Raw genomic sequence first — 20,762 nt, 5'->3', positions numbered from 1 at the left:
CATCGATGAATGACTTATCTAAAGCTTCAGGGCTGAGGCGTTTCACTTCCATCATTGCAGGCATCTTTGCCTTGTTTCTGCTGGTAGGCGGTATCTGGCTGCTCACATTGGGCGGCTCTTTTTATTATCTGTTCCTGGGCGTCGCGCTGCTGGTGTTCGCCGTCCTGTTGTGGCGACGTTCCGCGGCATCGCTCTGGCTGTATGGCGCGCTGATGCTGATCACCGTGGTCTGGGGTCTGTGGGAAGCAGGCACGGACTTCTGGGCGCTGGTGCCGCGATTCGACATCCTCGGGGTGTTGGGTCTGTGGCTGCTCATTCCGGCGGTGACCCGGGATATTCCGGAGCGCATCAAGCCCGGCAAAACCTTTTTATCCGCGACATTGGCGCTGGCCATCGTGGTGATGGTGTATGCCATCTTCAACGACCCGCAGGAAATCAACGGCAGCATGGCCACCGCGCAACCCGCGCAGCATGAGCCTGTCGAGGGCATCGCCAATGGCGACTGGCCTGCTTATGGGCGCACCCAGTCGGGCACGCGCTATTCCCCGCTGACCCAGATCAACGAAGGCAACGTCAAAGACCTGCAGGTGGCGTGGACCTTCAACAGCGGCGAATCGAAAACCGCGAGTGACTCCGGCGAGACCACCAACGAGCTGACGCCGATCAAAGTCGGCGACAACATGTACATCTGCACCACCCACCAGATTCTGGTGGCGCTGGACCCGGCGACCGGCAAAGAGAAGTGGAGATTCGATCCCAAGCTCAAATCCGACCCGTCCTTCCAGCACTTGACCTGCCGTGGCGTCGCCTACTTCGATCAGGCTGACACCACGCAGTTTGCGAAAAGCCTGGAAGGCACGCAGCCGGTCGCCACCAGTTGCCCGCGCAAGGTATTCCTGCCGGTCAACGACGGTCGTCTGTTCGCCATCAACGCTGACACCGGCGCACCGTGTGCCGACTTCGCCAAAAACGGCGAGCTCGATCTGCTGCACTTGCAGCCCTACCCGTATCCGGGCGGCCTCGAACCCACCTCCCCGCCCGTGGTGACCGGCACCACCGTGATCATCGGCGGTTCGGTGACCGATAACCTGTCGGTGCACGAGCCTTCCGGCGCGATCCGTGGCTACGACGTCAACACCGGCGCGCTGAAGTGGATCTTCGACACCGGTGCCGAAGACCCGAACGCGATTCCGGGTGACGGCAAGACCCTGGTCAACAACTCGCCGAACGCCTGGGCACCGCTGGCGTACGACGCGAAAACCGACTTGGTCTACGTGCCAACCGGCAATCCGACGCCCGACATCTGGGGCGGCAACCGCACCCCGGTGATGGAGCGTTATGCCAGCTCGATCGTCGCCATGAACGGCTCCACCGGCAAACTGGTGTGGAGCTTTCAGACCACCCACCACGACCTGTGGGACATGGACGTACCAGCTCAGCCAACCCTGGCTGACGTGAAAACCGGCAGCGGCGAAGCTGTCCCTGCGGTGTACGTGCCGACCAAGGCAGGCAACCTGTTCGTGCTCGACCGTCGCGACGGCAAGCCAATCGTGCCGGTCCATGAAATGCCGGTGCCTGCGGGTGAAGCGGCGCCAGGCGATCGGGTCAGCCCGACCCAGCCGCGCTCGAACCTGAACCTGACGTCGATTCAAACCCTGTCCGACAAGGAGATGTGGGGCGCGACCATGTTCGACCAACTGGTCTGCCGTGTGATCTTCAAGCAGCTGTCGTACAACGGCCAATACACGCCGCCGTCCGAGCAAGGCACGCTGGTGTTCCCGGGCAACCTGGGCGTTTTCGAATGGGGTGGCATCTCGGTCAACGCCGACCGTCAGGTTGCGCTGATGAACCCGATGGCGCTGCCGTTCGTGTCCAAGCTGATCCCCCGAGGCCCGAACAACCCGTTGTGGCCTAAAGAAGGTGCCACCGGCAGCGGTACCGAAATGGGCATTCAGCCTCAGTACGGCGTGCCTTATGGCGTCGAAATCAACGCCTTCCTGTCGCCCTTGGGCCTGCCATGTAAAGAGCCGGCTTGGGGTTATGTGGCGGGTGTCGACATGAAGACCCACGACGTGGTGTGGCGCAAGCGTATCGGCACCATCCGCGACAGCCTGAAAGGCATTCAACTGCCACCGCTGAAAATCGGTGTGCCGATGCTCGGTGGTCCCATCTCCACGGCCGGCAACCTGATGTTCATCGCCGGCACCCAGGACAACTACCTGCGTGCCTTCAACGTCACCAACGGCGATCTGCTCTGGGAAGCGCGGTTGCCGGCTGGCGGTCAAGCCACACCAATGACCTACGAGAGCAATGGCAAGCAGTACATCGTGATCATGGCCGGCGGGCATGGCTCGTTCGGTACCAAAATGGGCGATTCCCTGATTGCCTACGCTCTGCCGTCGAAGTAATCGGCGGATGAGCGACAACAAAAAGCCCGAGTGATCGGGCTTTTTGTTGTGTGCGGTTTCAGTACAGCAACCGCCAGTGAAGGTCGGACGCCGACCGCTCACTCAGTCTCGATAACACCCGTCATCGCCGTAAAGCGACTCTGCGGGTTCTTGAGCTTGTCGAGCACCTCATCGGGTGTGGACTCACGGAACACCACCATGTGCCCCACCTCCTCGCCGCCTTCGGTGACCCGCTCGATGTCGTTGATCATCCAGGTTTTCAGCTCTTCCACGCTGATGCCCAACTGCTCGGCGACCTGACCGTGGAAGCGCTCTGCGTCATATTGATTGAATTCGTCGTTGTTCATGGCCTTGGCCTCCTTTAGCGGGTGTAAGTCTGAGGCCGCAGGAGGCCGGCACAGTTCAGTCGGTTATGACCCACGGCGTCCAGCGCCAGGATCAATCACTTTTTTATCGCGCCCGTGGCCCGGCCATCCAGGGGCTGTATTCGAACGCTACCGCGCCTCTGGACACGCCGGTTTCATCCACGGAGAAACCGGGCATCTGCGCGATGTCGAGATGTTTGCACTGCTCGGTGAGTCGGCTTTGCAAGACGTTGTCGTAGGTGAAGGCCTCCGGGCGTTCGCGGTGGCGTTCGAGGTTGACGACGCATTCCTTGACCTTGCCCTGCTTGTTCGCCAGATACTCGAAAGTGACCACGCCGATGCTGCCGTGCGGTGATTTCATCAGTGTCCGCTCGGCGAAATACCGCCCCTGCGCGTATTGCTGATAACGGGGCTCCATGGACAAGCGCTGGATATCGCTCATTGGCACGTAGATCAAGGGGGCGACGACTTCCACGTTGCCGTCCTTGTTGAACCGGTCCCCGGGTACGATCGGGAACACCGCGCTCCAGCACACCTTTTTTGAAAGATCGGCCACCGGTGCATTTGCCGTGGCAATGCCTGTGGCCTGGGTTTCACAGCTGAATACCTCATTGTTGCGATTGATCTTGATGCGCAAGCGGACCTCACCCGTCAGGCCTTCGCTGTTGGCCTCAAGCGCTCTGTTTCCGAGAATGGACTGGAAACGGCTGACGAAGGTCTTGAATTGCTGCTTTTTGATTTCTTCCGGGCTCGGGACGGCTGGAGCGGAGGCGATGGCAGGAGACGCCACCTGACGGGACTGACAGGCCATCAGGGCACAGGCGATGCCTGCGATCGCGGTCAATCGGAGCCATGGGGCAACCGGGCGCAGCGATGACAAGCGGGAATAGGGACGGAGGAGCAACATTGATCATCCTTGAACGACAGAAAATAAAGCGCGCGAAGATACCGCTGCCCGGCGGAGTACGTCTACGGCACTCGGCAAAACTGGCGGCGTTTGAACCGGCCCCTTCCCGGCTAAAGCCGGTCCCACTAAAAGCAACGCGCTTGGCCCGTAGGACCGGCTTCAGCCGGGAAAGCGTCGTGCGTCACGCTACAAAATGAAGGTGTTCATGCCGGCCTATTCCCGGCTAAAGCCAGTCCCACAAAAAGCAATGCGCTCGGCCCGTAGGACCGGCTTCAGCCGGCAAAGCGTCGTGCTTCACGCTACAGAAATGAGGGCGTTCACACTGGCCCCTTCCCGGCTAGAGCCGGTCCCACGAACAGCAGTGCAGTCCCACTGGCACACCGCGTACTCATAGTGGGACCGGCTTCAGCCGGGAAGGCGTCATGGGTCACGCCACACCAATCCGAACCTTCACACCGCAAATCGGCAACTGACAAACCGATCTCCGCCTTCAGCCACCGGCATGCGACAATCACGCACCGAACAGCGTCGGCCTTTTCACGGTCTGACGTTGAGACACTTGCGCGGATGAACCCGATGATCAATGCCCTCGTCTTTTTCGCAACCGTGATCGGCATGGAGGGCTTCGCCGTGTTTGCGCACAAGTACATCATGCACGGTTGGGGCTGGGGCTGGCATAAGTCGCACCACGAGCCGAGAACCGGCTGGTTCGAGAAGAACGATCTGTATGCCGTGGTGTTCGCCGGGTTCGCCATCGTGCTGATCGCGCTGGGCACTGCGGGGGCGCATCCGCTGGAGTGGATCGGCGCAGGGATGACCGCTTACGGCTTTCTGTATTTCGTCGCCCACGACGGCCTGGTGCACAAGCGCTGGCCGTTCAAGTACGTGCCGCGCAATGGCTACCTCAAACGCCTGTATCAGGCGCATCTGATGCACCACGCGGTGTCGGGCAAGGAGCGCTGCGTGTCGTTCGGCTTTCTCTACGCGCCGAGCGTTACTCGGTTACGCGCTCAGCTCCGACGCTTGCATGACGGCCCGTTGCACAAATCCGACCCGGACGTTGCCAAAGGTTCGCAGGCCGCGCCGGCCACTGCCGACCACGAGTCACGCTAGCCTTCCACGCCCCCACCAACACCAGTCGCAGCTTGTCCAGCTTGCTGGTCGAGACCCGCGCATCCCACGCCCGCGCGCCGCGCTCCCTGACCTTCACCCCGATCTCGCGGTAGACGCACCCCGCCGTCGCCACTGCCCAGGCCGATCGCCATGGCAGTGCGGTCAAGCCGGCATTGGCACTCTCGTAGTACGGCTCGGCCATGTCCACCAGCCGCTTTGCCAATACGGCTACCGCTGGACGGTATTCCGGAGATGCAAGGCGATCGTGGGGAATGCCCAACTCATCCAGCCATTCCCCCGGCAGGTAGCAACGTCCTACCGAGGCGTCTTCGACGATGTCCCGGGCGATGTTGGTCAGCTGAAACGCCAGCCCCAAATCACAGGCGCGGTCGAGGGTCGCCTCGTCGCTGACGCCCATGATCTGCGCCATCATCAGGCCGACAACGCCGGCCACGTGATAGCAGTACTCCAGCGTGTCGTCGACGCGCCGGTATTCGCGCTGGCTGACGTCCATCGCGAAGCCATCCAGATGCTGCAGGGCGTAGCGCTGCTCGATGCCATGGCGCAGCACAACTTCCCGGAACGCTTCGAACGCCGGACTGTGGGTCGGCGTGCCCGCGTACACAGCGTGGGTCTGTGCGATCAGCCGTTGCAGTCGCTCGGTGACTTCCTGCTGACTGACCACCGTCGCCGAGTGCCCCGCTTCCTGGCCGTCAATGACGTCGTCGCAGTGCCGACACCACGCATAGAGCATCACCGCGCTGCGACGGGTCACGGGATCGAAGAGTCGCGACGCGGCGGCGAAGCTTTTCGAGCCGACTTCAATGCTCTGGGTGGCGTGGTCGAGCAGCGCCTGATCGGCGACGCTCATGAGTGCAGGTCCTCCAGCATCAGCCCGGCCGTGGCCTTGGCGGAACCGATGACACCCGGCACACCGGCGCCCGGGTGCGTGCCGGCGCCGACCAGGTACAGATTGCTCAGGCTTGCGTCGCGGTTGTGGGGGCGGAACCAGGCGCTTTGTCGCAGGATCGGCTCAAGGGAAAACGCCGAACCGAGGTGCGCGTTGAGTTCGCCCTTGAAATCCTGGGGCGTGAAGATGCGGCTGGTGACCAGATCCTCGCGCAGGCCCGGCATGTAGTACTTCTCCAGGTACGCGAAGATGCGGTCGCGGTAGCGCGGCCCTTCCACTTCCCAGTCGATATCGGCGTTGCCCAGGTGCGGCACCGGTGACAGCACGTAATGGCTCGAACACCCCGGCGGCGCCAGGCTCGGGTCGGTGATGCACGGCGCGTGCAGGTACAGCGAGAAATCCTCGGCCAGCGCCGCGCCCTTGAAAATCTCCTGAATCAGCGCCTTGTAGCGCGGGCCGAAACACACGGTGTGGTGCTGCAACTGTGGCTGCGGACGCTTGAGCCCGAAATGGATGACAAACAGTGAGTTGCTGAAGCGCTTGCCCTTCAGCCGTGCGCCTTCCTTGACCCCGCGCGGGTGGCCGCCGAGCAGTTCGGCGTAGGTGTGCATCACGTCGGCGTTGGAGGCCACGCAATCGGCGCTGATCTGCCGGCCGTCCTTGAGGCGCACGCCGGTCACTCTCTGGCCACTGGTGTCAATGCTGGCGACATCGGCGTTGAGCTCGAAACGCCCGCCGATGTCTTCGAACAGCTTGACCATGCCCTGCACCAGCGCGCCGGTCCCGCCCTTGGGAAACCACACGCCCCACTGGCGTTCGAGGGCATGAATCAGCGTGTAAATGGAGGACGTTGCAAACGGATTGCCCCCCACCAGCAGCGAGTGAAACGAAAACGCCTGACGCAGTTTGTCGTCTTCGATGAACTCCGACACCATGGAATACACGCTGCGCCATGCCTGCAACTTCGCCAGCTGCGGCCCGGCCTGAACCATGTCGCGGAACGACAGGAACGGCACGGCGCCGAGCTTCAGATAGCCTTCCTGAAACACCGCTTTGGAATACGCCAGAAAGCGCTGATAACCGGCGACGTCCTTGGGGTTCAGTGCCGCGATCTGGGTGTCGAGGGACTGCTGATCGTTGGCGTAATCGAACTTCGTGCCGTCTTCCCAGCACAGGCGATAGAACGGCGACACCGGCAGCAACTCGACGTAATCCTTGATGGATTTGCCGGCGGCGGTGAACAGCTCTTCGATGGCCGTCGGGTCGGTGATCACCGTCGGCCCCGCGTCGAAGGTAAAACCCTGATCTTCGTAGACGTAGGCGCGGCCACCGGGCTTGTCGCGTTTTTCCAGCAGCGTCGTCTGCACGCCCGCTGCCTGAAGCCGGATGGCCAACGCCAGGCCGCCGAAACCGGCACCAATCACAATTGCGGTTTTTGCTTGGGTCATTTCAATTCTCGTTGTGCTGAGGCGGGTGATGCCTGGCCTGGTAGTGCTTGGGCAGGTAACGAACAGCGGCCTTGACCGCCTCGTCGATCGGTACGGGCGGTTTGCCGGTGAGCACGCGCAGCTTGTCGACCAGGCTACTGCGCCCTGCGTAGAAACGGCTGATCAGCCCTTCGGACAGTCCGTAAAACCGCTGCATCACCTGCCAGCGATTGGACGGACGTCCGGCCAGGAACAGCATGCGATTAAGCAGCCGATAGAAACCCTGGGAGTGCCACGCGTGCCGCGCGATAGCGCGAATGCCGGCGTCCAGCGACTCGGCATCCAGCCTGGACTGAACGGCGATCCACTCCGCCAGCCGCACGGCATGGGGCAGCGAATAGCCGGTGGTGCAATGAAACAGCCCGGCCCGCAAACCGGATCGTGGCTGGCCCGCCGCTTCGCGCCAGAACCCGGCGAAATCCCCGGCCAGGGTGATCGGCAACACGCCCTGCTCTTCGCGCAGGCACTCGGCAATCTCCCAGCCCTGGGCGGCGGCGTAGTCGGCGATGTGCTGACGAAGCTGGTCAGATGAAAACGAATGCTGGTCGACGTAATGGGTGTCCTCGATCAGCAACGTGTCGGCTGAAAAAGGCAGCACGTAAATGAAGCGGTAGCCCTCCCCCTGCGCGACGCGGGCATCCATGATGATCGGCGCGGTCAGGCCATGGGGCGCCTTCAAACGCAGCAACTGACCCAGAAACGCCTGCTGCCCCAGCACCATGTGCGCCGTGGCCTGCACGCCACGGCCATCGATCACCGCGCGGGCGTGAAGCCGCTCGCCGCCTTCCAGCACCACGGCGTTGGGAGTGAGGTCGGTGATGCGTCGGCCGGTCAGGAGCGCATCGCCCAAAGCGGGCTCGATGACCTCGGCAAAGCGTTCCGACGTGATGCTGGCATAGCCACTGTTCAACCGTCGCGAGCGTTGCGGGAAGTGCACGTCATAGGTGGCCCAGCGCTGCACCACCAAGGGCTGCAGCCATTGATGCTGCTCGGCCGTGAGGTCGCCTTCGTGGTAGGACCAGGTGTGATTGCCGCCCAGGTGCGTCTGCTCTTCGATGCACAGCACCCGCAGCTCCGGCCGCAGCTGTTTGAGGCGCCAGGCGATCAGCCCGTTGGCCAAGCCGCCGCCGGCAAGAATCAAATCGTACGTCATGGCATCAACCCCGCCAGCACTGGCTCACCCGTGCGCACCACGGCTTCGACAATGTCGGCGGCACGGGAGGTGCCGCCAGCGTTCGCCAGTTCGGTCGCCAGGCGCTCAAAAGGCTCTGCGGACAGCCCGCGCAGTTGCGTAAGGCGCTCGCGAATCTGCCCTGCCCCGGCGCCGCGACGCAGTTGCAGGCCAATCCCGGCGTGGGTAACGCGCGAAGCAACGCCCGGCTGATCAAACGCGATGGGCATCACCAGCATCGGCGTGCGCGCCACGATAGCGTCCATCACGGTGTTCAAGCCGCCGTGGGTCACCACCGCATCGGCGTGTTGCAGCGCCCATTGTTGCGGTGCGAAATCGGTCACCCAGGTCGCGCCGGTCTTGATCAGCCGCTGCTCTTGCCGGGCATCGAGCCCGCCACAATGGGCTACCAGCAACTGCGCATCCAATTGCCGGCTGGCCGTGGCGATGCGCTTGAACATGTCATAGCGACTGCCCTGCAGCGTGCCGAGGCTGGCGAAGATAAATGGCCGGGCGGGGTCAATCGGCCATTCGCCCGGCTGTTCGGTCTGAGGCGCCCGCAGTGGCCCGACCGCGTGAAAATTGGCCGGTGGATGCTGACGGGGGAAATCGAATCCGGGAAGCGTCTGGCTGATCTGCGCGTACGGCGAGAGGCATTCATGCAGCCCGTCGCGGGGCTCGATGGCCAGACGCCGTGACGCATCACGCAGCACCTTGCTCAACGGACTCATCAGCCAGTCGTACACCTTGCGGCTGCCTTCGAACACATGCTGACTGCGTTCATCGGTGGCGTAGGCAAAGGGCATCACCGGCAGCGGCAACTGCGGCTCGCGGTTGACCGGCAAGGCGCAGGCCACCGAGACATACGGCAAGCCCAGCCCTTCGGCGACCATGCCGCCCGCCGCTTCCATCTGATCGCACAGCAGGGCCTCGATCTGCCGCACCGCCAGTGCAGAGGGCAGCTCGGCACACAGCATGCGCGTGGTGTCGCACAGGTCGCGGATCACCCGGCGCAGGCGCAACGGATTGTTCGAGCAGGCCGCACGGCGCAGCGCTGCTTCAAGACTGCCCGGCGGATGACTGAGGGCACCGAGGGCGTGAAAGCCGATGCGCGGATCGGTCAGCCAGCGGCGGGCATCGGCCTGCTGGAAAAAGGTCACCTGATGACCCCGGTCGATCAGCGTCCCGGCCAAGGCCTGAAACGCCTGAAAGTGGCTGTAGAATGCCGGTGCCACCACCGCAAAATGGGTCATGACAGCAACGACTGCAGGGTGTTGGGCGCCACTAGGCGAGCACTGCGCAACGCGCGCAGGTCCTCTGAACCGGTGCAGAAACAGGCGATACGCAGCTGGCGGATAACGATGTCGAAGTGTTCGATGACGGCGGCGGTGGACAGGGTCGCGTTACGCAGCACGCCTGCGGCCTGGCCGACGACATCCGCGCCCAGACGAATCGCCTTGGCCACGTCGATGCCATTGTGGATGCCGCCGGAGGCAATCAGTGGCGTGTCCGGCAAGGCCTGGCGAACCATGGCCAGGCTGACGGCGGTCGGGATGCCCCACTGCGCGAATGCCATGGCGACCTCGCGATCGGCGGGGCTCTGGGCGCGCTCGGCTTCCACCGCAGCCCAACTGGTGCCACCGAGCCCGGCAATGTCCAGCACCTGCACGCCGGCATTCACCAGCGCCAGTGCAACATCGGCAGACAGGCCAGCGCCCACTTCCTTGACCACCACCGGCACGCCGACATCGAGCACCACGCGGTGGATGGCGTCGAGAATGCCCTGCCAGCGCCGGTCGCCACCGACCTGCACCGCTTCCTGCAAGGGGTTCAGATGAATAATCAACGCGTTGGCCTGAAGCATGTCGACCGCACGGCGGGCCATGTCCAGGCCGTCAGGCTCGATCAGCTGCGCGGCGCCGATGTTGCCCAGCAGCGCGATGTCCGGCGCCAGACGCCGCAGTTCGCGGGTCAGACCCTGATCTCCGCCGTTCTGCAAGGCCACCCGCTGCGAGCCGACGCCCATGGCGATGCCCAGTTCCTGAGCGGCTTCGGCCAGATGACGGTTGATCGCGGTGGCCCGCTCGGCCCCGCCGGTCATGGAGCTGATAAGCAACGGCGCGCGCAATGCGATGCCCAGCAGGGAGCCGCTCACGTCAATGTCGTCCAGATTCAATTCCGGCAGCGCACAGTGTTCGAAGCGGATGTCATCCAATCCGGAAAAGGAGGTACGCACGCTGGCGCGCCTGTCCAGCACGATATCGAGGTGATCGTCTTTGCGACGACCCATATCGCTGTGAGTCATACTCGCTCCATGCAGCTGAATTATTGAACGGGCCCTATGGTCTTCTGCAGATGCAATCTTGTACAAAACCGATTTTCCTGTACAACTTTGCCGTATCTTGAGGCATTTAGAAACAGCAGTCGTTCCGTGATGACCGGTCTCGCACGCCGAACCGCTCCGCGACGAACAGTTTTACCGCTAAAGCATAGGGAAAGACCGATGGCAGGTAACGTCGACACAACAATCAAATCGGGCTTTGCCGGGCGACTGGGAGACGTCCGGGCGGCAATCGAAACGCGCCTCTCCGAGCTGCTGCCCGAATCCGGCAACGAGCGCGATCTGGTGGCGCTGGCCATGCGTGAATCGACGTTGGCGCCGGGCAAGCGGATGCGCCCGGTGCTGTTGGTGCTGGCGGCCGAAGGGCTGGTCGAGGCCAGCCATGAGAACAGTCGCACGATCAGGCGACAGGCCGTGGACCTGGGCTGCGCCGTCGAGATGATTCACGCCGCATCCCTGGTGCTCGACGACATGCCGTGCATGGACAACGCGTCGCTGCGACGCGGCCAGCCCACGGTTCACCTGAAGTTCGGTGAAGACGTGGCCATTCTGACCGCCATCGCCCTGCTCAGCCGCGCCTTCGGCGTCGTCGCCAGCATCAGCGATCTGGCCGCCACCATCCGCACTGAACTGGTCGACGTGCTGGCCAATACGGTAGGCATGCAAGGCTTGGTGCGCGGGCAGTTTCAGGATTTGCGCGACGGTCAGCGCAGCCGTGACGCGGACGAGATCGCGTTGACCAACAACCTGAAAACCGGCGTGTTGTTCGGCGCGATCATGGACATGGTCTGGCTCATCAGCGGCGCGCGGGACGATCAGCGGCCGCTGTTGCAGAACTTCGCCATGGAGCTGGGCCAGGCGTTCCAGATGTACGACGATTTGCGCGACCGCTGCGCCGACAGCGACAAGGATCAAGGCAAGGACGACGGCAAATCGACCTTCGTTTCGCTGTACGGCGAGGACAAGGTCAAGCGGCAACTGGCGCTGCACTTGTCCAGCGCCGAGCAGGCGCTGCGCGAGGTTTACGGCGATGCGTCGACCATCGCCGGCTACCTGCGGCTGATCTTCGAGAAGGCTGGGCTCAACGGCTAGCCGACTGCGAACCCAGCTTGGCAATGGCTTGCTTGAGTTGTTCGCCGTCCGAGAACCGTTCCTGACGGACGACCGCGCCGTTTTTCAGGGTCAGCCACTGCACGGTGTCGCGGTCGCCGTCGTAGGCCGAAGCGACCCGGGCTTCGCGGTCCAGCAGAATGCGGTACTTGGCCGAACGCATGGCAGGCACAGCCACCATCTTTACCAGGGACGGCATCTTCTCGATGTCCGCCACGTACACAACGTGACGCTGCTCCAGGTAACCCTCGGGATTGTCTTCCAGTGCGGCGTTGACCATCTTCGCCGCCGCCATGCTGCGGGCGATCAACAGCACCTGGGCCTGATCGTCCAGGGTATAGGCCTTGTCGAACTGGTCGAGCAGCGTCCATTTGGCGATCGGCTGGGGCGCGTCCTGGGCGAATGCATTGAGACTGAGAAACAGAGCGAGGGCCGCAAATTGCCGCATGGTTTAAATCCCTTCAGCAGGAAAGATTGAATAAAGATAAGCGTCGAGGACAAGGGCTGACACACCAGCGCGAATCACCCTCTCTGAAACCAATAATGGCTCAACACATGACGCGTGCGCCAATTTACCAGCAAGCGGTCCGCCCGGTTCGCCTGTTATGGGTTTTGCAGGTGATTTCCCGGCTGAAGCCGGTTCCACTAATCGACCGCGTACCCCCAGTGGGATTGGCAAACCTTGACTGTGGGACTGGCTTTAGCCGGGAAGGCGTTGGCGGTCACGCTGCAATAGTAATGGTGCTCACACTGGCCCCTTCCCGGCTGAAGCCGGTCCCACTAAAAACCAGTCAGTCTCTGGGCCTAAGCGCCGCCACTGCTTCGATCTCGATCAGCATGCCGTCCAGCGCCAGGCGTGGGACGGGGATGAGTGTGCACACCGGCTTCATGTTGTCCGCCCATGCGAGATCCGCCTGCTCGACCCACAAGCGCAACCGGTCTTCGGAGTGATCAACCATCAGGAGCGTCAGTTTGAAGATATGCCGAAGGTCGGCCCCACGCGATTGCAGGGCGATGCGGACGTTAGCTATGGCGTGGGCCGCCTGATCGGCAAAATCCGGGGACAGCTGGCCTTGAGCGTCCTCCCCGCCCTGGCCGGCGACGAACAGCCACTCGGCGCCCGGGCCAACGACGGCAAGGTGGGAATAGGCGTTGGGGGCGGGATCGTACAAGCCTTCCGGGTTGTACAAGGTGAACGGAGCAGCAGCGGGGGTTGGCGTCATGGCAGTGATCCTGAACATAAGGGCCCCCAGTCTCGAACCTCCACCTAAGTAGAGGTCAAGTGGGCCTCAACGTCCGAATCGAATCCTGAGCCGGTATCAATTCTCCAGCGCATACCGCCGGCAATGCTCGAGATAGCCCTGCTCATGGCTCCCCACCAGATGCACGACGTTGCTCCACAGCCACGATGGCGCATCCAGGGTGTGCGAACGGTTGAGTTGCAGTTCTCGCATCCACGACGAGCGCGTGGAGAGGTCCATCTGCCGGGCGTGGGCCAGTCCGACGACGCGGGCCAGATAACCGGCGGCTTTCATGGCTTCGCGTTCGCTCAGCTGATCGAGTTCAAGCTTCATGTCCTGGGGCAGCAGCTCGCGGACGAAGAAGCCATGATCCAGCATGCGCGTCGCGATCATCCGGTTGCCGAGCCCCGGCGAAAGATGCCGGGCCCCTTCCACCACGCGCTTGCCGTTGTCCCGGGGCATGCCCGCGCGCGGAGTGCGCGGCGCGGCGGCAGCGACCGCTTCCTTGACGTCGAGCAGGCAATATTCCTGATCCTCATCGTCGCCCACGCTCAGCAGGACCGCATAACGCAGCAGGCCCAGGGAGCTGCAACCCTTGACCCAGTAGGCACAATCGAGCATCTCGACGCGGTCATCCTTGGATCGGCCTTTCAACGAGGTGACCAGCGCATGAATCTCCGGCGTCGAGCACAGGTCTTTCAGGCCATGACGCTCATCCCGGGACAACGACCAGAAATGCTTGCCCAGCGGAATGGTCGGCCGGGTGTCTTCGATGCGCTCTTGAGCCAGGTGCTTCCAGGTCCTCTGAACCGCGCTGCGCATCCCCGCCTTGACCTGTGCCGGACGTGCGGGCTCCTCGTCGGCGCCGTCTTCGAACGCCAGCTCATAACCCTGCATCATCTCTTCGAGCATTCTGGCGGTGGCGACGCCGGGCAGATCGGAACCCCGGGCAGCGGTGGCCAGTGAAAGCGCCAGCCGCACCAGATCGTGGGCCGGGTTGCCGATCACGGTCTGATCCAGGTCGCGGATGTGGATGTCGATGCGCCCTTTCGAATCGCCGGTCGGGCCGAGGTTACCCGCGTGGCAGTCGCCGCAGATCCACACCGGCGGGCCACTGGGCAAACGTCGGCCAGACTGGCTGTGCAGCCATTCGTAAAACTGCACCGTGCTGCCGCGCACATAGGCGTGGGCAGAACGGGCCATCTTCAGATTACGTAATTCGTTGAGCGGCTTGAGACGTGCGGAGGGTCGAGGCGTTTTCATGAACAATTCTTTGCAGGGAGATGTAGCGTTGACTCGCCCTGAAGAGAAATGTTGCGGAATGTTTCACGATATCGCGACGGCCGACCTGAGTCATCTCTCCAGACCGGCCGCCCTGTGTTACAGCAACGCGCTCAAATCCAGCTTGTCCTGGGGCACCGGCATCGAGAAGTAGTAACCCTGCGCCTGACCCGCGCCCATTTCCCGCAGCAGATCCAGGGTCGCGGCGTCTTCCACTCCCTCCGCCACCACCGTCAGCCCGAGGGATTCGGCCATCCGCACAATGGCGCGAACGATGGCCCGGCTGCGGGAGCTGGTGGTCAGTTCCAGGGTGAACGACTTGTCGATCTTGAGCCCGCTGAAGTGGTACTGATGCACGTAACTGAGGGAGGAGAACCCGGCGCCGAAGTCATCAAGGACCACCGACACGCCGTTGTCCGCCAGGTGTTTCATGGCCTGGCGTGCCAGCTCAGGCTCGGCCACCAGCGCGCCTTCGGTGAGTTCCAGGCAGATACGCGATGCCGCCACGCCATGCTGGTTGAGCAAACCCAGCACTTCGCTGGAAAATTCCGGCCGGGTGATGCTGTAGCTGGAGCAGTTGACGTGCACCGTCGGCCAGTGCGTATGGTCGGGATGGGCAAGGATCGCCACCACTTGCTGCAGCATGTACAGGTCCAGCCGGCCGATCAGGCGCAGGCCTTCCAGCGCCGGCAGAAACTGACCCGGTGCGACGATCCGGCCATCGGCCTGACGCCAGCGAATAAGGGCTTCGAGGGCCAGAATCCGGCCGCTGGCGACATCGATGATTGGCTGGAAGTACGGCACCAGTTCGTCGGTGCGCTTGAGGGCATTGCGCAGCGCGGTCTCCTGCTCCATCTGGTCGGACACCTCGCGGCGCACTTCCTGGTTGAACACGGCGTAGCTGTCGCGCCCGGCATTTTTCACCCGGTACATGGCCGTGTCGGCGTCGCGGAGCAAATCCGCCGGCTCGCTGTGAAACTGCAGGTCAGCGCCGACCACGCCGATGCTGCACGACGAAAACACCGCATGGCCGTCGATGTAGAACGGCACGTCGAACGCCAGCAGAATGCGCTCGGCAATCGCCACGGTGATGTCCGGCGGCGCGGCGTAGGCCAGTACGGCGAATTCATCACCGCCCAGCCGGGCGAGCAAATCACTGTCGCGCATGCACTGGCGCAGCCGGTCAGCTGCCTGGATCAGCAGCAAGTCACCTGAATGATGGCCGAGGCTGTCGTTGACCATTTTGAAGCGGTCGAGGTCGATAAACATCACCGCCAGTTCCTCGCCCTTCTCACAGAATTTCTCCCACGCGTCCCTCAGGCGCTGCTGCAAATGGCTGCGGTTGGGCAGGCCGGTCAGCGCGTCGTGGGCGTTTTCGTGTTGCAGCTTGGCGTTGGCGTAGTCCAGCTCCCGGGTGCGGTCCTGAACCCGCGCTTCCAGACGCAGATTGGCGGTATGAATGGCCTCGGCAGCGCTGCGTCGGGACAAGGCCGTGTCGATGTGGCGTGACACGAAGGTCAGCAGCTCCTGATCGCGCAACGAGTAGCTGACATGGGAGGTGTAGCTCTGCACTGCCAGCACGCCACGCACCACGTCGCCGTCGAACAACGGAATGCCCAGCCACGAGCTCGACCGGTTGACCTCGTTCTGCAGGGTGATCTCGCCGATGCTTTCCAGCCATCGCGCCTCGGCACCGTCGATCAGGCACGGCCGGCGCTGGCGGATGACGTATTCGGTAAAGCCCCGCTCGCCACGGCGCGGATCGGGGCGGCGGGTCAGGCGTTCGTCCACGTAGTAGGGAAACGTCACCTCGCCGGTGGCGTCGTCGAACAGCGCGATATAGAAGTTAAGGGCAAACAGCAGTTCGCCAACGATGCCGTGCAGGCTTTTGAACAGGTCGGTCATGTCGCCGGGTTGGCTGGACAGCTCTGTGATCTGGAACAGCGCGCTCTGCAAGTGCTCGGCGCGTTCGCGGTCGGCCACTTCGTTGCGCAGGGCGTCGTTCAGGCGCGACAGCTCGAGGGTCCGGCGGGCGACGGTTTCTTCCAGTTGCGCGCGGTGCAGGATGCGGTCCAAGGCCATCGCGACGTGGCGCGCCACCACCAGAAACAGCTCCTGATCCTCGACGCTGTAGACCCGGGCCACATCGTAGACCTGCATCGCCAGCATGCCGAACACGTCGTCGGAAGCGTTTTTCAGCGGCGCGCCCATCCAGAATTCGGGGCGATGGCCCACGCAGTGAAACCGATCCAGCACGCGTGCCCGCTCGATGGCGGCGGCGTCAACGAACAGCGCCTGCTCGGTGGTCAGCACATAACCGGTCATGGACAGCCGCTCGGGATCGAGAAACTCGTAGGTTTCCGCTTCGAGGGCGTCGAGGTCAGTGATGTCGATGTAATAAGGGTAGGTGATCTTGCCGCTGTGGCTTTCGTAGAGCGCGAGGTAAAAGTTTTCTGCGTCGATCAGGGTCGAGAGCTGCTGGTGCACGCCCTGCAAAAACGCCGAGCGGTCACGGGTGGAGCTGGCCAGGTAAGTGATTTCATAGAGCACCCGCTGGGTGGCCTGGGCCCGGGCCAGCGCATCGGTTTGCAGGCGCAGGCCGAGGCGGCCGGCCAGCTCGGCGAAGTACGGATCGTCGGAGTGCGCCTCCGGCATCAGCAGCCAGCCCAACGCGGACTCGCCATGGCCGGTCACCCAACGCTGCAGATGGTGCTGGCGGCAGTAGCCGTCGAATTCCTCCCGGGGGATCAACGTTGGCCAGTCCGTGGCGGAACAGCCCTGCCCCAGCAGGTGCATTTGCTGGCCGGCACGATAAGCGGCCCAGGTCAAGGTGGGTGCAGTCTGCCGGGCGGCGCGCAGCAAGGCGTCCAACGAACTTTCCCCGGACAACCCGACCGCGGTCAGGGCGTCGTTATCGACGGGCGCAGGCATACAATCGTCGGCAATGGACGTGTACCCGCAGGGGGTCGAAAGTGGGAAATTCATAGGCGCTCCATTGCCAGCGTCGGACTGCGCTATCTTCATGGGGTGTGACAGAAGGTTGCAAGCGGCATATTCGGATTTGCAGTCTATTCGCGACGAAAAAACCGGTTTCCACGACATTTATTGCAATTACCCGCCGCACGGCACGGTAGCGCCCTGCAAATTGAAAGATTTGACCCGGCACCCTGTTGACTCAGTGCGCTTCATACAGCTCGCCAAACAGCCCGGCGGCGACGGTTTCATGTTTCGGCATTGACCTTTGAGCGCCCTCGCCTGTCACTGATTGCTGTTACCTGTCTTTTTGCCTCACTGGAGATGATCACCCAATGATCAAGACTTACAGCTACGCCGCGCAAAAACCCACTGACAAACTGGCCCCGCTGCAGATCGAGCGCCGCGAGCCGGGCGCCGATGACGTGCAGATCGACATCCTGTTCTGCGGCGTCTGCCACTCGGACCTCCACACCGCACGCAACGAATGGAACAACACCCTGTATCCGTCGGTGCCGGGCCACGAGATTGTCGGCAAGGTCACGGCCGTCGGCGCCAACGTCACCCACTTCAAGGTCGGCGACCTCGCCGGCGTCGGCTGCATGGTCGACAGCTGCCAGCACTGCGCGTCCTGCGCGGAAGGCGAAGAGCAATACTGCGAGAACGGCTTCACCGGCACATACAACGGCCCGGTGTTTGGCGGCGAGAACACCTTTGGCGGTTACTCCGACAAGATCGTGGTGAAAGAGAAGTTCGTCCTGAAGATTTCCCACAGCGACAATCTGGCCGCCGTCGCCCCGCTGCTCTGCGCCGGGATCACCACTTACTCGCCGCTGCACCACTGGAAAGTCGGCCCGGGCAAGAAGGTCGGCGTCGTCGGGCTGGGCGGTCTCGGTCACATGGCGGTGAAGATCGCCCATGCCATGGGCGCTCACGTGGTGCTGTTCACCACGTCGCCGAACAAGCGCGAAGACGGCCTGCGCCTGGGCGCCGATGAAGTCATCGTGTCGAAAAACGCCGATGAAATGGCGACCCAGGCCAATCAGCTCGACTTCATCCTCAACACCGTGGCGGCGCCACACAACCTTGATCCGTTCCTGAACCTGCTCAAGCGTGACGGCACCATGACCCTGGTGGGCGCGCCGGATCAGCCGCACCCGTCGCCAGGGGTGTTCAACCTGATCTTCAAACGCCGCAGCATCGCCGGCTCGCTCATCGGCGGGATTCAGGAAACCCAGGACATGCTGGACTTCTGTGCGAAACACGGCATCGTCTCCGACATCGAGATGATCCACATGAAGGACATCAACGAAGCCTACGAACGCATGATCAAGGGTGACGTGAAGTACCGCTTTGTCATCGACATGGCGACATTGAAAGAAGAAGCGTCGGCCGCCTGACGCTGAACGTCCCCGGGCCGGATTCCGCGGCCCGGGCACTTGTAACATCCTGTGATTTTTCCGCTCGAGAAATATCCGCAACCATCCCCCGGTGCCTCGGTCACAACCCTTGAGCCATGGCCAGCACTGCCTGCTTTAACTGAGTCCGACAAGGCGCCAGCCCTCGTTGCTGACACAAACGCCACGGATTAGAAAGCACAGCTCACAAGTGCATGCACGGATTCAACGAAATGCCATGCCTGCGCATTGGTTATCGTTAACGCCTGCCGTCACTTTGAAAACTGCCGTTGCCCCAGCCCTACTGCATGCCGCTCCACCTGCCGTCCCTGCCCGCGCGTCCGCCCACCGTCGGCCGCCAGGTCTGACCCAACGCTGACGAGGAACCCTTTCATGACCGATCAGCCTGATCGCCCCAATAAAGAAGAACTGGCTTGTGACCTCAAGGCCTTCACTGTCCCTTCTCGCCGCAATTTCCTGAAATCCATCGGCGTGTCCAGCCTTGCTGCCGCGACGGCGCCGATCTGGACCCAGGCACTGGAAGCCCAGGCCGCCGTCGCCGATGACCTCGACCCGCCCGCGGCCGACGAGCGGCGCATGACTTTGAAGGTCAACGGCCAGGCCCACACCCTGAACCTGCCAGCCAACGCCGCGCTGCTGGATGTACTGCGCGATCGCCTGCAACTCACCGGCACCAAGAAGGGCTGCGACCACGGCCAGTGCGGCGCCTGCACGGTTCACGTGAATGGCGTGGCGATCAATTCGTGCCTGTCCCTCGCAGCCATGCACGAAGGCGACGACATCACCACCATCGAAGGCCTGGCGAAAAACGGCACGCTGCACCCGGTGCAGGAAGCTTTCTGGGAACACGATGCCTACCAGTGCGGCTATTGCACTTCCGGGCAGATCATGAGCGCCGCGGCCTTGCTCAAAGACAAGAACATCGGCACCGACGACCACAGCGTGCGCGAAGCCATGAGCGGCAACATTTGCCGCTGCGGCGCGTACAAGAACATCCTCGCGGCGATCCAGTCGGCGCGCATCAAAGTCCAGGAGGTGAGCTGATGAGAGCCTTTGATTACGTACGCGCCAGCAGCGTCGAACAGGCCGTGACGACCCACGCAAAAAGCCCGACGACCTTCTTCCTCGCCGGTGGCACGACGCTCCTTGACCTGGTCAAGCTCGACATCATGCCGGCCGATCAGGTGATCGACGTCAACCACCTGTCCCTCAAGCAGATCGAGGTGCAGAAGGACGGCAGCGTGCGCATCGGTGCGCTGGTCAGCAATACCGAACTGGCCCATCACTCGCACATCGTCGAGCACTACGCCGTGCTGTCCCAGGCGCTGCTCTCCGGCGCCACGACTCAGTTGCGCAACAAGGCCACCACGGCTGGCAACGTGATGCAGCGGGTGCGCTGCAACTATTTCCGCGACGGCTATTCGCCCTGCAACAAGCGCGAACCGGGCTCGGGTTGCGCCGCTATCGACGGGCATAATCGCAGCGTGCACGCGGTGCTCGGCACCAGCGACCAGTGCATTGCCTCCCATCCTTCAGACATGTGCGTGGCGATGGTCGCCATTGGTGCGACGGTCGAGGTGCAGGGTCCGAAAGGCAAGCGCAGCGTTGACTTCGCTGACTTCCACCTGCTGCCCGGCTCGACGCCGTGGAAAGAACACGCGCTGCTGGACGATGAGTTGATCACCCACGTGGTCCTGGCCGCGCCGCTGGCCGGTAATAAGTCCGCTTACCTGAAACTGCGCGATCGCGCCTCCTACCAGTTCGCCCTGGCGTCCAGCGCGGTGATTGTCGTCATGGACGGCCAGACCGTGCGCGAAGCGCGGGTGGCACTGGGCGGCGTCGGCACCAAACCCTGGCGTTCGATCGAAGCCGAGCAGGCGTTGAAGGGCCAGACCCTGACGCCGCAGACCCTCGAGAAAGTCGCCGCCATCGCCCTCAAGGGCGCCAAAGCCTATCGCCATAACGCCTACAAGATCGCGTTGGGGCAACAGGCCATCGTGCGCAATCTCGGCACCTTGAACGCCTGACCGGAGGATT

Annotated in this window: 17 protein-coding genes; 6 read left to right on the top strand and 11 right to left on the bottom strand. The window is 62.8% G+C overall.

The genetic code is table 11. The features are described from left to right. Nucleotides 1–5 precede the first annotated feature (5 nt). A complete protein-coding gene (locus QWI18_RS24095; RefSeq protein ID WP_192135896.1) occupies nucleotides 6–2,408 on the top strand; it encodes a glucose/quinate/shikimate family membrane-bound PQQ-dependent dehydrogenase in 2,403 nt (800 codons plus the stop codon). A 98-nt stretch (nucleotides 2,409–2,506) separates the two neighbouring features. On the opposite strand, the gene QWI18_RS24090 is transcribed toward QWI18_RS24095, so the two are convergent. Both QWI18_RS24090 and QWI18_RS24085 read right to left on the bottom strand, forming a co-directional pair. Continuing rightward, entirely contained in the window at nucleotides 2,507–2,755 is a 249-nt protein-coding gene (locus QWI18_RS24090; protein ID WP_296313978.1) for a hypothetical protein, read from the bottom strand. Between the two features lie 103 nt (nucleotides 2,756–2,858). Next, a complete protein-coding gene (locus tag QWI18_RS24085) occupies nucleotides 2,859–3,680 on the bottom strand; it encodes a hypothetical protein (RefSeq protein ID WP_369320044.1) in 822 nt (273 codons plus the stop codon). Between the two features lie 567 nt (nucleotides 3,681–4,247). On the opposite strand from QWI18_RS24085, the gene QWI18_RS24080 reads away from it, so the two are divergent. Continuing rightward, nucleotides 4,248–4,793, top strand: coding sequence for a sterol desaturase family protein (locus QWI18_RS24080; RefSeq protein ID WP_369320043.1), 546 nt, complete (start codon nucleotides 4,248–4,250; stop codon nucleotides 4,791–4,793). Here QWI18_RS24080 and crtB read toward each other — a convergent pair. The 5 genes from crtB to fni are packed head-to-tail and all read right to left on the bottom strand — an operon-like array spanning nucleotide 4,675 to nucleotide 10,666. Continuing rightward, entirely contained in the window at nucleotides 4,675–5,664 is a 990-nt protein-coding gene (gene crtB / locus QWI18_RS24075) for a 15-cis-phytoene synthase CrtB (protein ID WP_369320042.1), read from the bottom strand. The two genes, QWI18_RS24080 and crtB, sit on opposite strands and share 119 nt — an antisense overlap. Then, nucleotides 5,661–7,151 (bottom strand): phytoene desaturase, encoded by a 1,491-nt coding sequence (locus QWI18_RS24070; protein WP_065987106.1) that lies wholly within the window; start codon nucleotides 7,149–7,151, stop codon nucleotides 5,661–5,663. The genes crtB and QWI18_RS24070 overlap by 4 nt, the downstream gene beginning before the upstream one ends. 1 nt (nucleotide 7,152) lies before the next feature. Continuing rightward, nucleotides 7,153–8,343, bottom strand: coding sequence for a lycopene beta-cyclase CrtY (gene crtY, locus QWI18_RS24065; protein WP_369320041.1), 1,191 nt, complete (start codon nucleotides 8,341–8,343; stop codon nucleotides 7,153–7,155). Next, the gene (locus tag QWI18_RS24060) at nucleotides 8,340–9,614 is read right to left on the bottom strand and encodes a glycosyltransferase (RefSeq protein ID WP_369320040.1); all 1,275 of its coding nucleotides are present in this window, start codon (nucleotides 9,612–9,614) and stop codon (nucleotides 8,340–8,342) included. The genes crtY and QWI18_RS24060 overlap by 4 nt, the downstream gene beginning before the upstream one ends. Beyond that, entirely contained in the window at nucleotides 9,611–10,666 is a 1,056-nt protein-coding gene (gene fni, locus QWI18_RS24055) for a type 2 isopentenyl-diphosphate Delta-isomerase (protein ID WP_065987099.1), read from the bottom strand. Before fni ends, QWI18_RS24060 begins: the two co-directional genes overlap by 4 nt. A 198-nt stretch (nucleotides 10,667–10,864) precedes the next feature. Between fni and QWI18_RS24050 the strand changes: the two genes are divergently transcribed. Then, the gene (locus QWI18_RS24050; RefSeq protein ID WP_369320039.1) at nucleotides 10,865–11,794 is read left to right on the top strand and encodes a polyprenyl synthetase family protein; all 930 of its coding nucleotides are present in this window, start codon (nucleotides 10,865–10,867) and stop codon (nucleotides 11,792–11,794) included. Here QWI18_RS24050 and QWI18_RS24045 read toward each other — a convergent pair. From QWI18_RS24045 to QWI18_RS24030, 4 genes are all read right to left on the bottom strand, one after another. Beyond that, on the bottom strand, nucleotides 11,784–12,260 hold the full coding sequence (locus tag QWI18_RS24045) for a hypothetical protein (RefSeq protein ID WP_065987095.1): 477 nt from the start codon (nucleotides 12,258–12,260) through the stop codon (nucleotides 11,784–11,786). The two genes, QWI18_RS24050 and QWI18_RS24045, sit on opposite strands and share 11 nt — an antisense overlap. A gap of 343 nt (nucleotides 12,261–12,603) precedes the next feature. Further along, on the bottom strand, nucleotides 12,604–13,035 hold the full coding sequence (locus tag QWI18_RS24040; protein ID WP_192131941.1) for a RidA family protein: 432 nt from the start codon (nucleotides 13,033–13,035) through the stop codon (nucleotides 12,604–12,606). Nucleotides 13,036–13,131: 96 nt separating this feature from the next. Continuing rightward, nucleotides 13,132–14,316, bottom strand: a complete 1,185-nt coding sequence (locus QWI18_RS24035; RefSeq protein WP_065987092.1) for a DUF2252 domain-containing protein — start codon at nucleotides 14,314–14,316, stop codon at nucleotides 13,132–13,134. Between the two features lie 117 nt (nucleotides 14,317–14,433). Next, nucleotides 14,434–17,265 carry an EAL domain-containing protein gene (locus tag QWI18_RS24030; protein WP_296310481.1) on the bottom strand — a complete coding sequence of 944 codons (2,832 nt, stop codon included), beginning with the start codon at nucleotides 17,263–17,265 and terminating at the stop codon, nucleotides 14,434–14,436. A gap of 377 nt (nucleotides 17,266–17,642) precedes the next feature. On the opposite strand from QWI18_RS24030, the gene QWI18_RS24025 reads away from it, so the two are divergent. The 3 genes from QWI18_RS24025 to QWI18_RS24015 all read left to right on the top strand — a co-directional run bounded on the left by QWI18_RS24025 (nucleotide 17,643) and on the right by QWI18_RS24015 (nucleotide 20,752). Further along, nucleotides 17,643–18,707 carry an NAD(P)-dependent alcohol dehydrogenase gene (locus QWI18_RS24025; protein WP_065987090.1) on the top strand — a complete coding sequence of 355 codons (1,065 nt, stop codon included), beginning with the start codon at nucleotides 17,643–17,645 and terminating at the stop codon, nucleotides 18,705–18,707. Nucleotides 18,708–19,097: 390 nt separating this feature from the next. After that, nucleotides 19,098–19,769 carry a 2Fe-2S iron-sulfur cluster-binding protein gene (locus QWI18_RS24020; RefSeq protein WP_369320038.1) on the top strand — a complete coding sequence of 224 codons (672 nt, stop codon included), beginning with the start codon at nucleotides 19,098–19,100 and terminating at the stop codon, nucleotides 19,767–19,769. After that, nucleotides 19,769–20,752 (top strand): xanthine dehydrogenase family protein subunit M, encoded by a 984-nt coding sequence (locus QWI18_RS24015; RefSeq protein ID WP_192131935.1) that lies wholly within the window; start codon nucleotides 19,769–19,771, stop codon nucleotides 20,750–20,752. Before QWI18_RS24020 ends, QWI18_RS24015 begins: the two co-directional genes overlap by 1 nt. Nucleotides 20,753–20,762 lie beyond the last annotated feature (10 nt).

Source organism: Pseudomonas sp. W2Oct36 (assembly GCF_041060465.1).
GTDB lineage: Bacteria > Pseudomonadota > Gammaproteobacteria > Pseudomonadales > Pseudomonadaceae > Aquipseudomonas > Aquipseudomonas graminis_B.
This window is presented reverse-complemented; position numbering and strand designations above follow the sequence as displayed.

Coding starts and splice junctions, on each gene's coding strand:
- QWI18_RS24095 (WP_192135896.1), top strand. CDS start 6: ATGAATGACTTATCTAAAGCTTCAGGGCTGAGGCGTTTCACTTCCATC.
- QWI18_RS24090 (WP_296313978.1), bottom strand. CDS start 2,755: ATGAACAACGACGAATTCAATCAATATGACGCAGAGCGCTTCCACGGT.
- QWI18_RS24085 (WP_369320044.1), bottom strand. CDS start 3,680: ATGTTGCTCCTCCGTCCCTATTCCCGCTTGTCATCGCTGCGCCCGGTT.
- QWI18_RS24080 (WP_369320043.1), top strand. CDS start 4,248: ATGAACCCGATGATCAATGCCCTCGTCTTTTTCGCAACCGTGATCGGC.
- crtB (WP_369320042.1), bottom strand. CDS start 5,664: ATGAGCGTCGCCGATCAGGCGCTGCTCGACCACGCCACCCAGAGCATT.
- QWI18_RS24070 (WP_065987106.1), bottom strand. CDS start 7,151: ATGACCCAAGCAAAAACCGCAATTGTGATTGGTGCCGGTTTCGGCGGC.
- crtY (WP_369320041.1), bottom strand. CDS start 8,343: ATGACGTACGATTTGATTCTTGCCGGCGGCGGCTTGGCCAACGGGCTG.
- QWI18_RS24060 (WP_369320040.1), bottom strand. CDS start 9,614: ATGACCCATTTTGCGGTGGTGGCACCGGCATTCTACAGCCACTTTCAG.
- fni (WP_065987099.1), bottom strand. CDS start 10,666: ATGACTCACAGCGATATGGGTCGTCGCAAAGACGATCACCTCGATATC.
- QWI18_RS24050 (WP_369320039.1), top strand. CDS start 10,865: ATGGCAGGTAACGTCGACACAACAATCAAATCGGGCTTTGCCGGGCGA.
- QWI18_RS24045 (WP_065987095.1), bottom strand. CDS start 12,260: ATGCGGCAATTTGCGGCCCTCGCTCTGTTTCTCAGTCTCAATGCATTC.
- QWI18_RS24040 (WP_192131941.1), bottom strand. CDS start 13,035: ATGACGCCAACCCCCGCTGCTGCTCCGTTCACCTTGTACAACCCGGAA.
- QWI18_RS24035 (WP_065987092.1), bottom strand. CDS start 14,316: ATGAAAACGCCTCGACCCTCCGCACGTCTCAAGCCGCTCAACGAATTA.
- QWI18_RS24030 (WP_296310481.1), bottom strand. CDS start 17,265: ATGCCTGCGCCCGTCGATAACGACGCCCTGACCGCGGTCGGGTTGTCC.
- QWI18_RS24025 (WP_065987090.1), top strand. CDS start 17,643: ATGATCAAGACTTACAGCTACGCCGCGCAAAAACCCACTGACAAACTG.
- QWI18_RS24020 (WP_369320038.1), top strand. CDS start 19,098: ATGACCGATCAGCCTGATCGCCCCAATAAAGAAGAACTGGCTTGTGAC.
- QWI18_RS24015 (WP_192131935.1), top strand. CDS start 19,769: ATGAGAGCCTTTGATTACGTACGCGCCAGCAGCGTCGAACAGGCCGTG.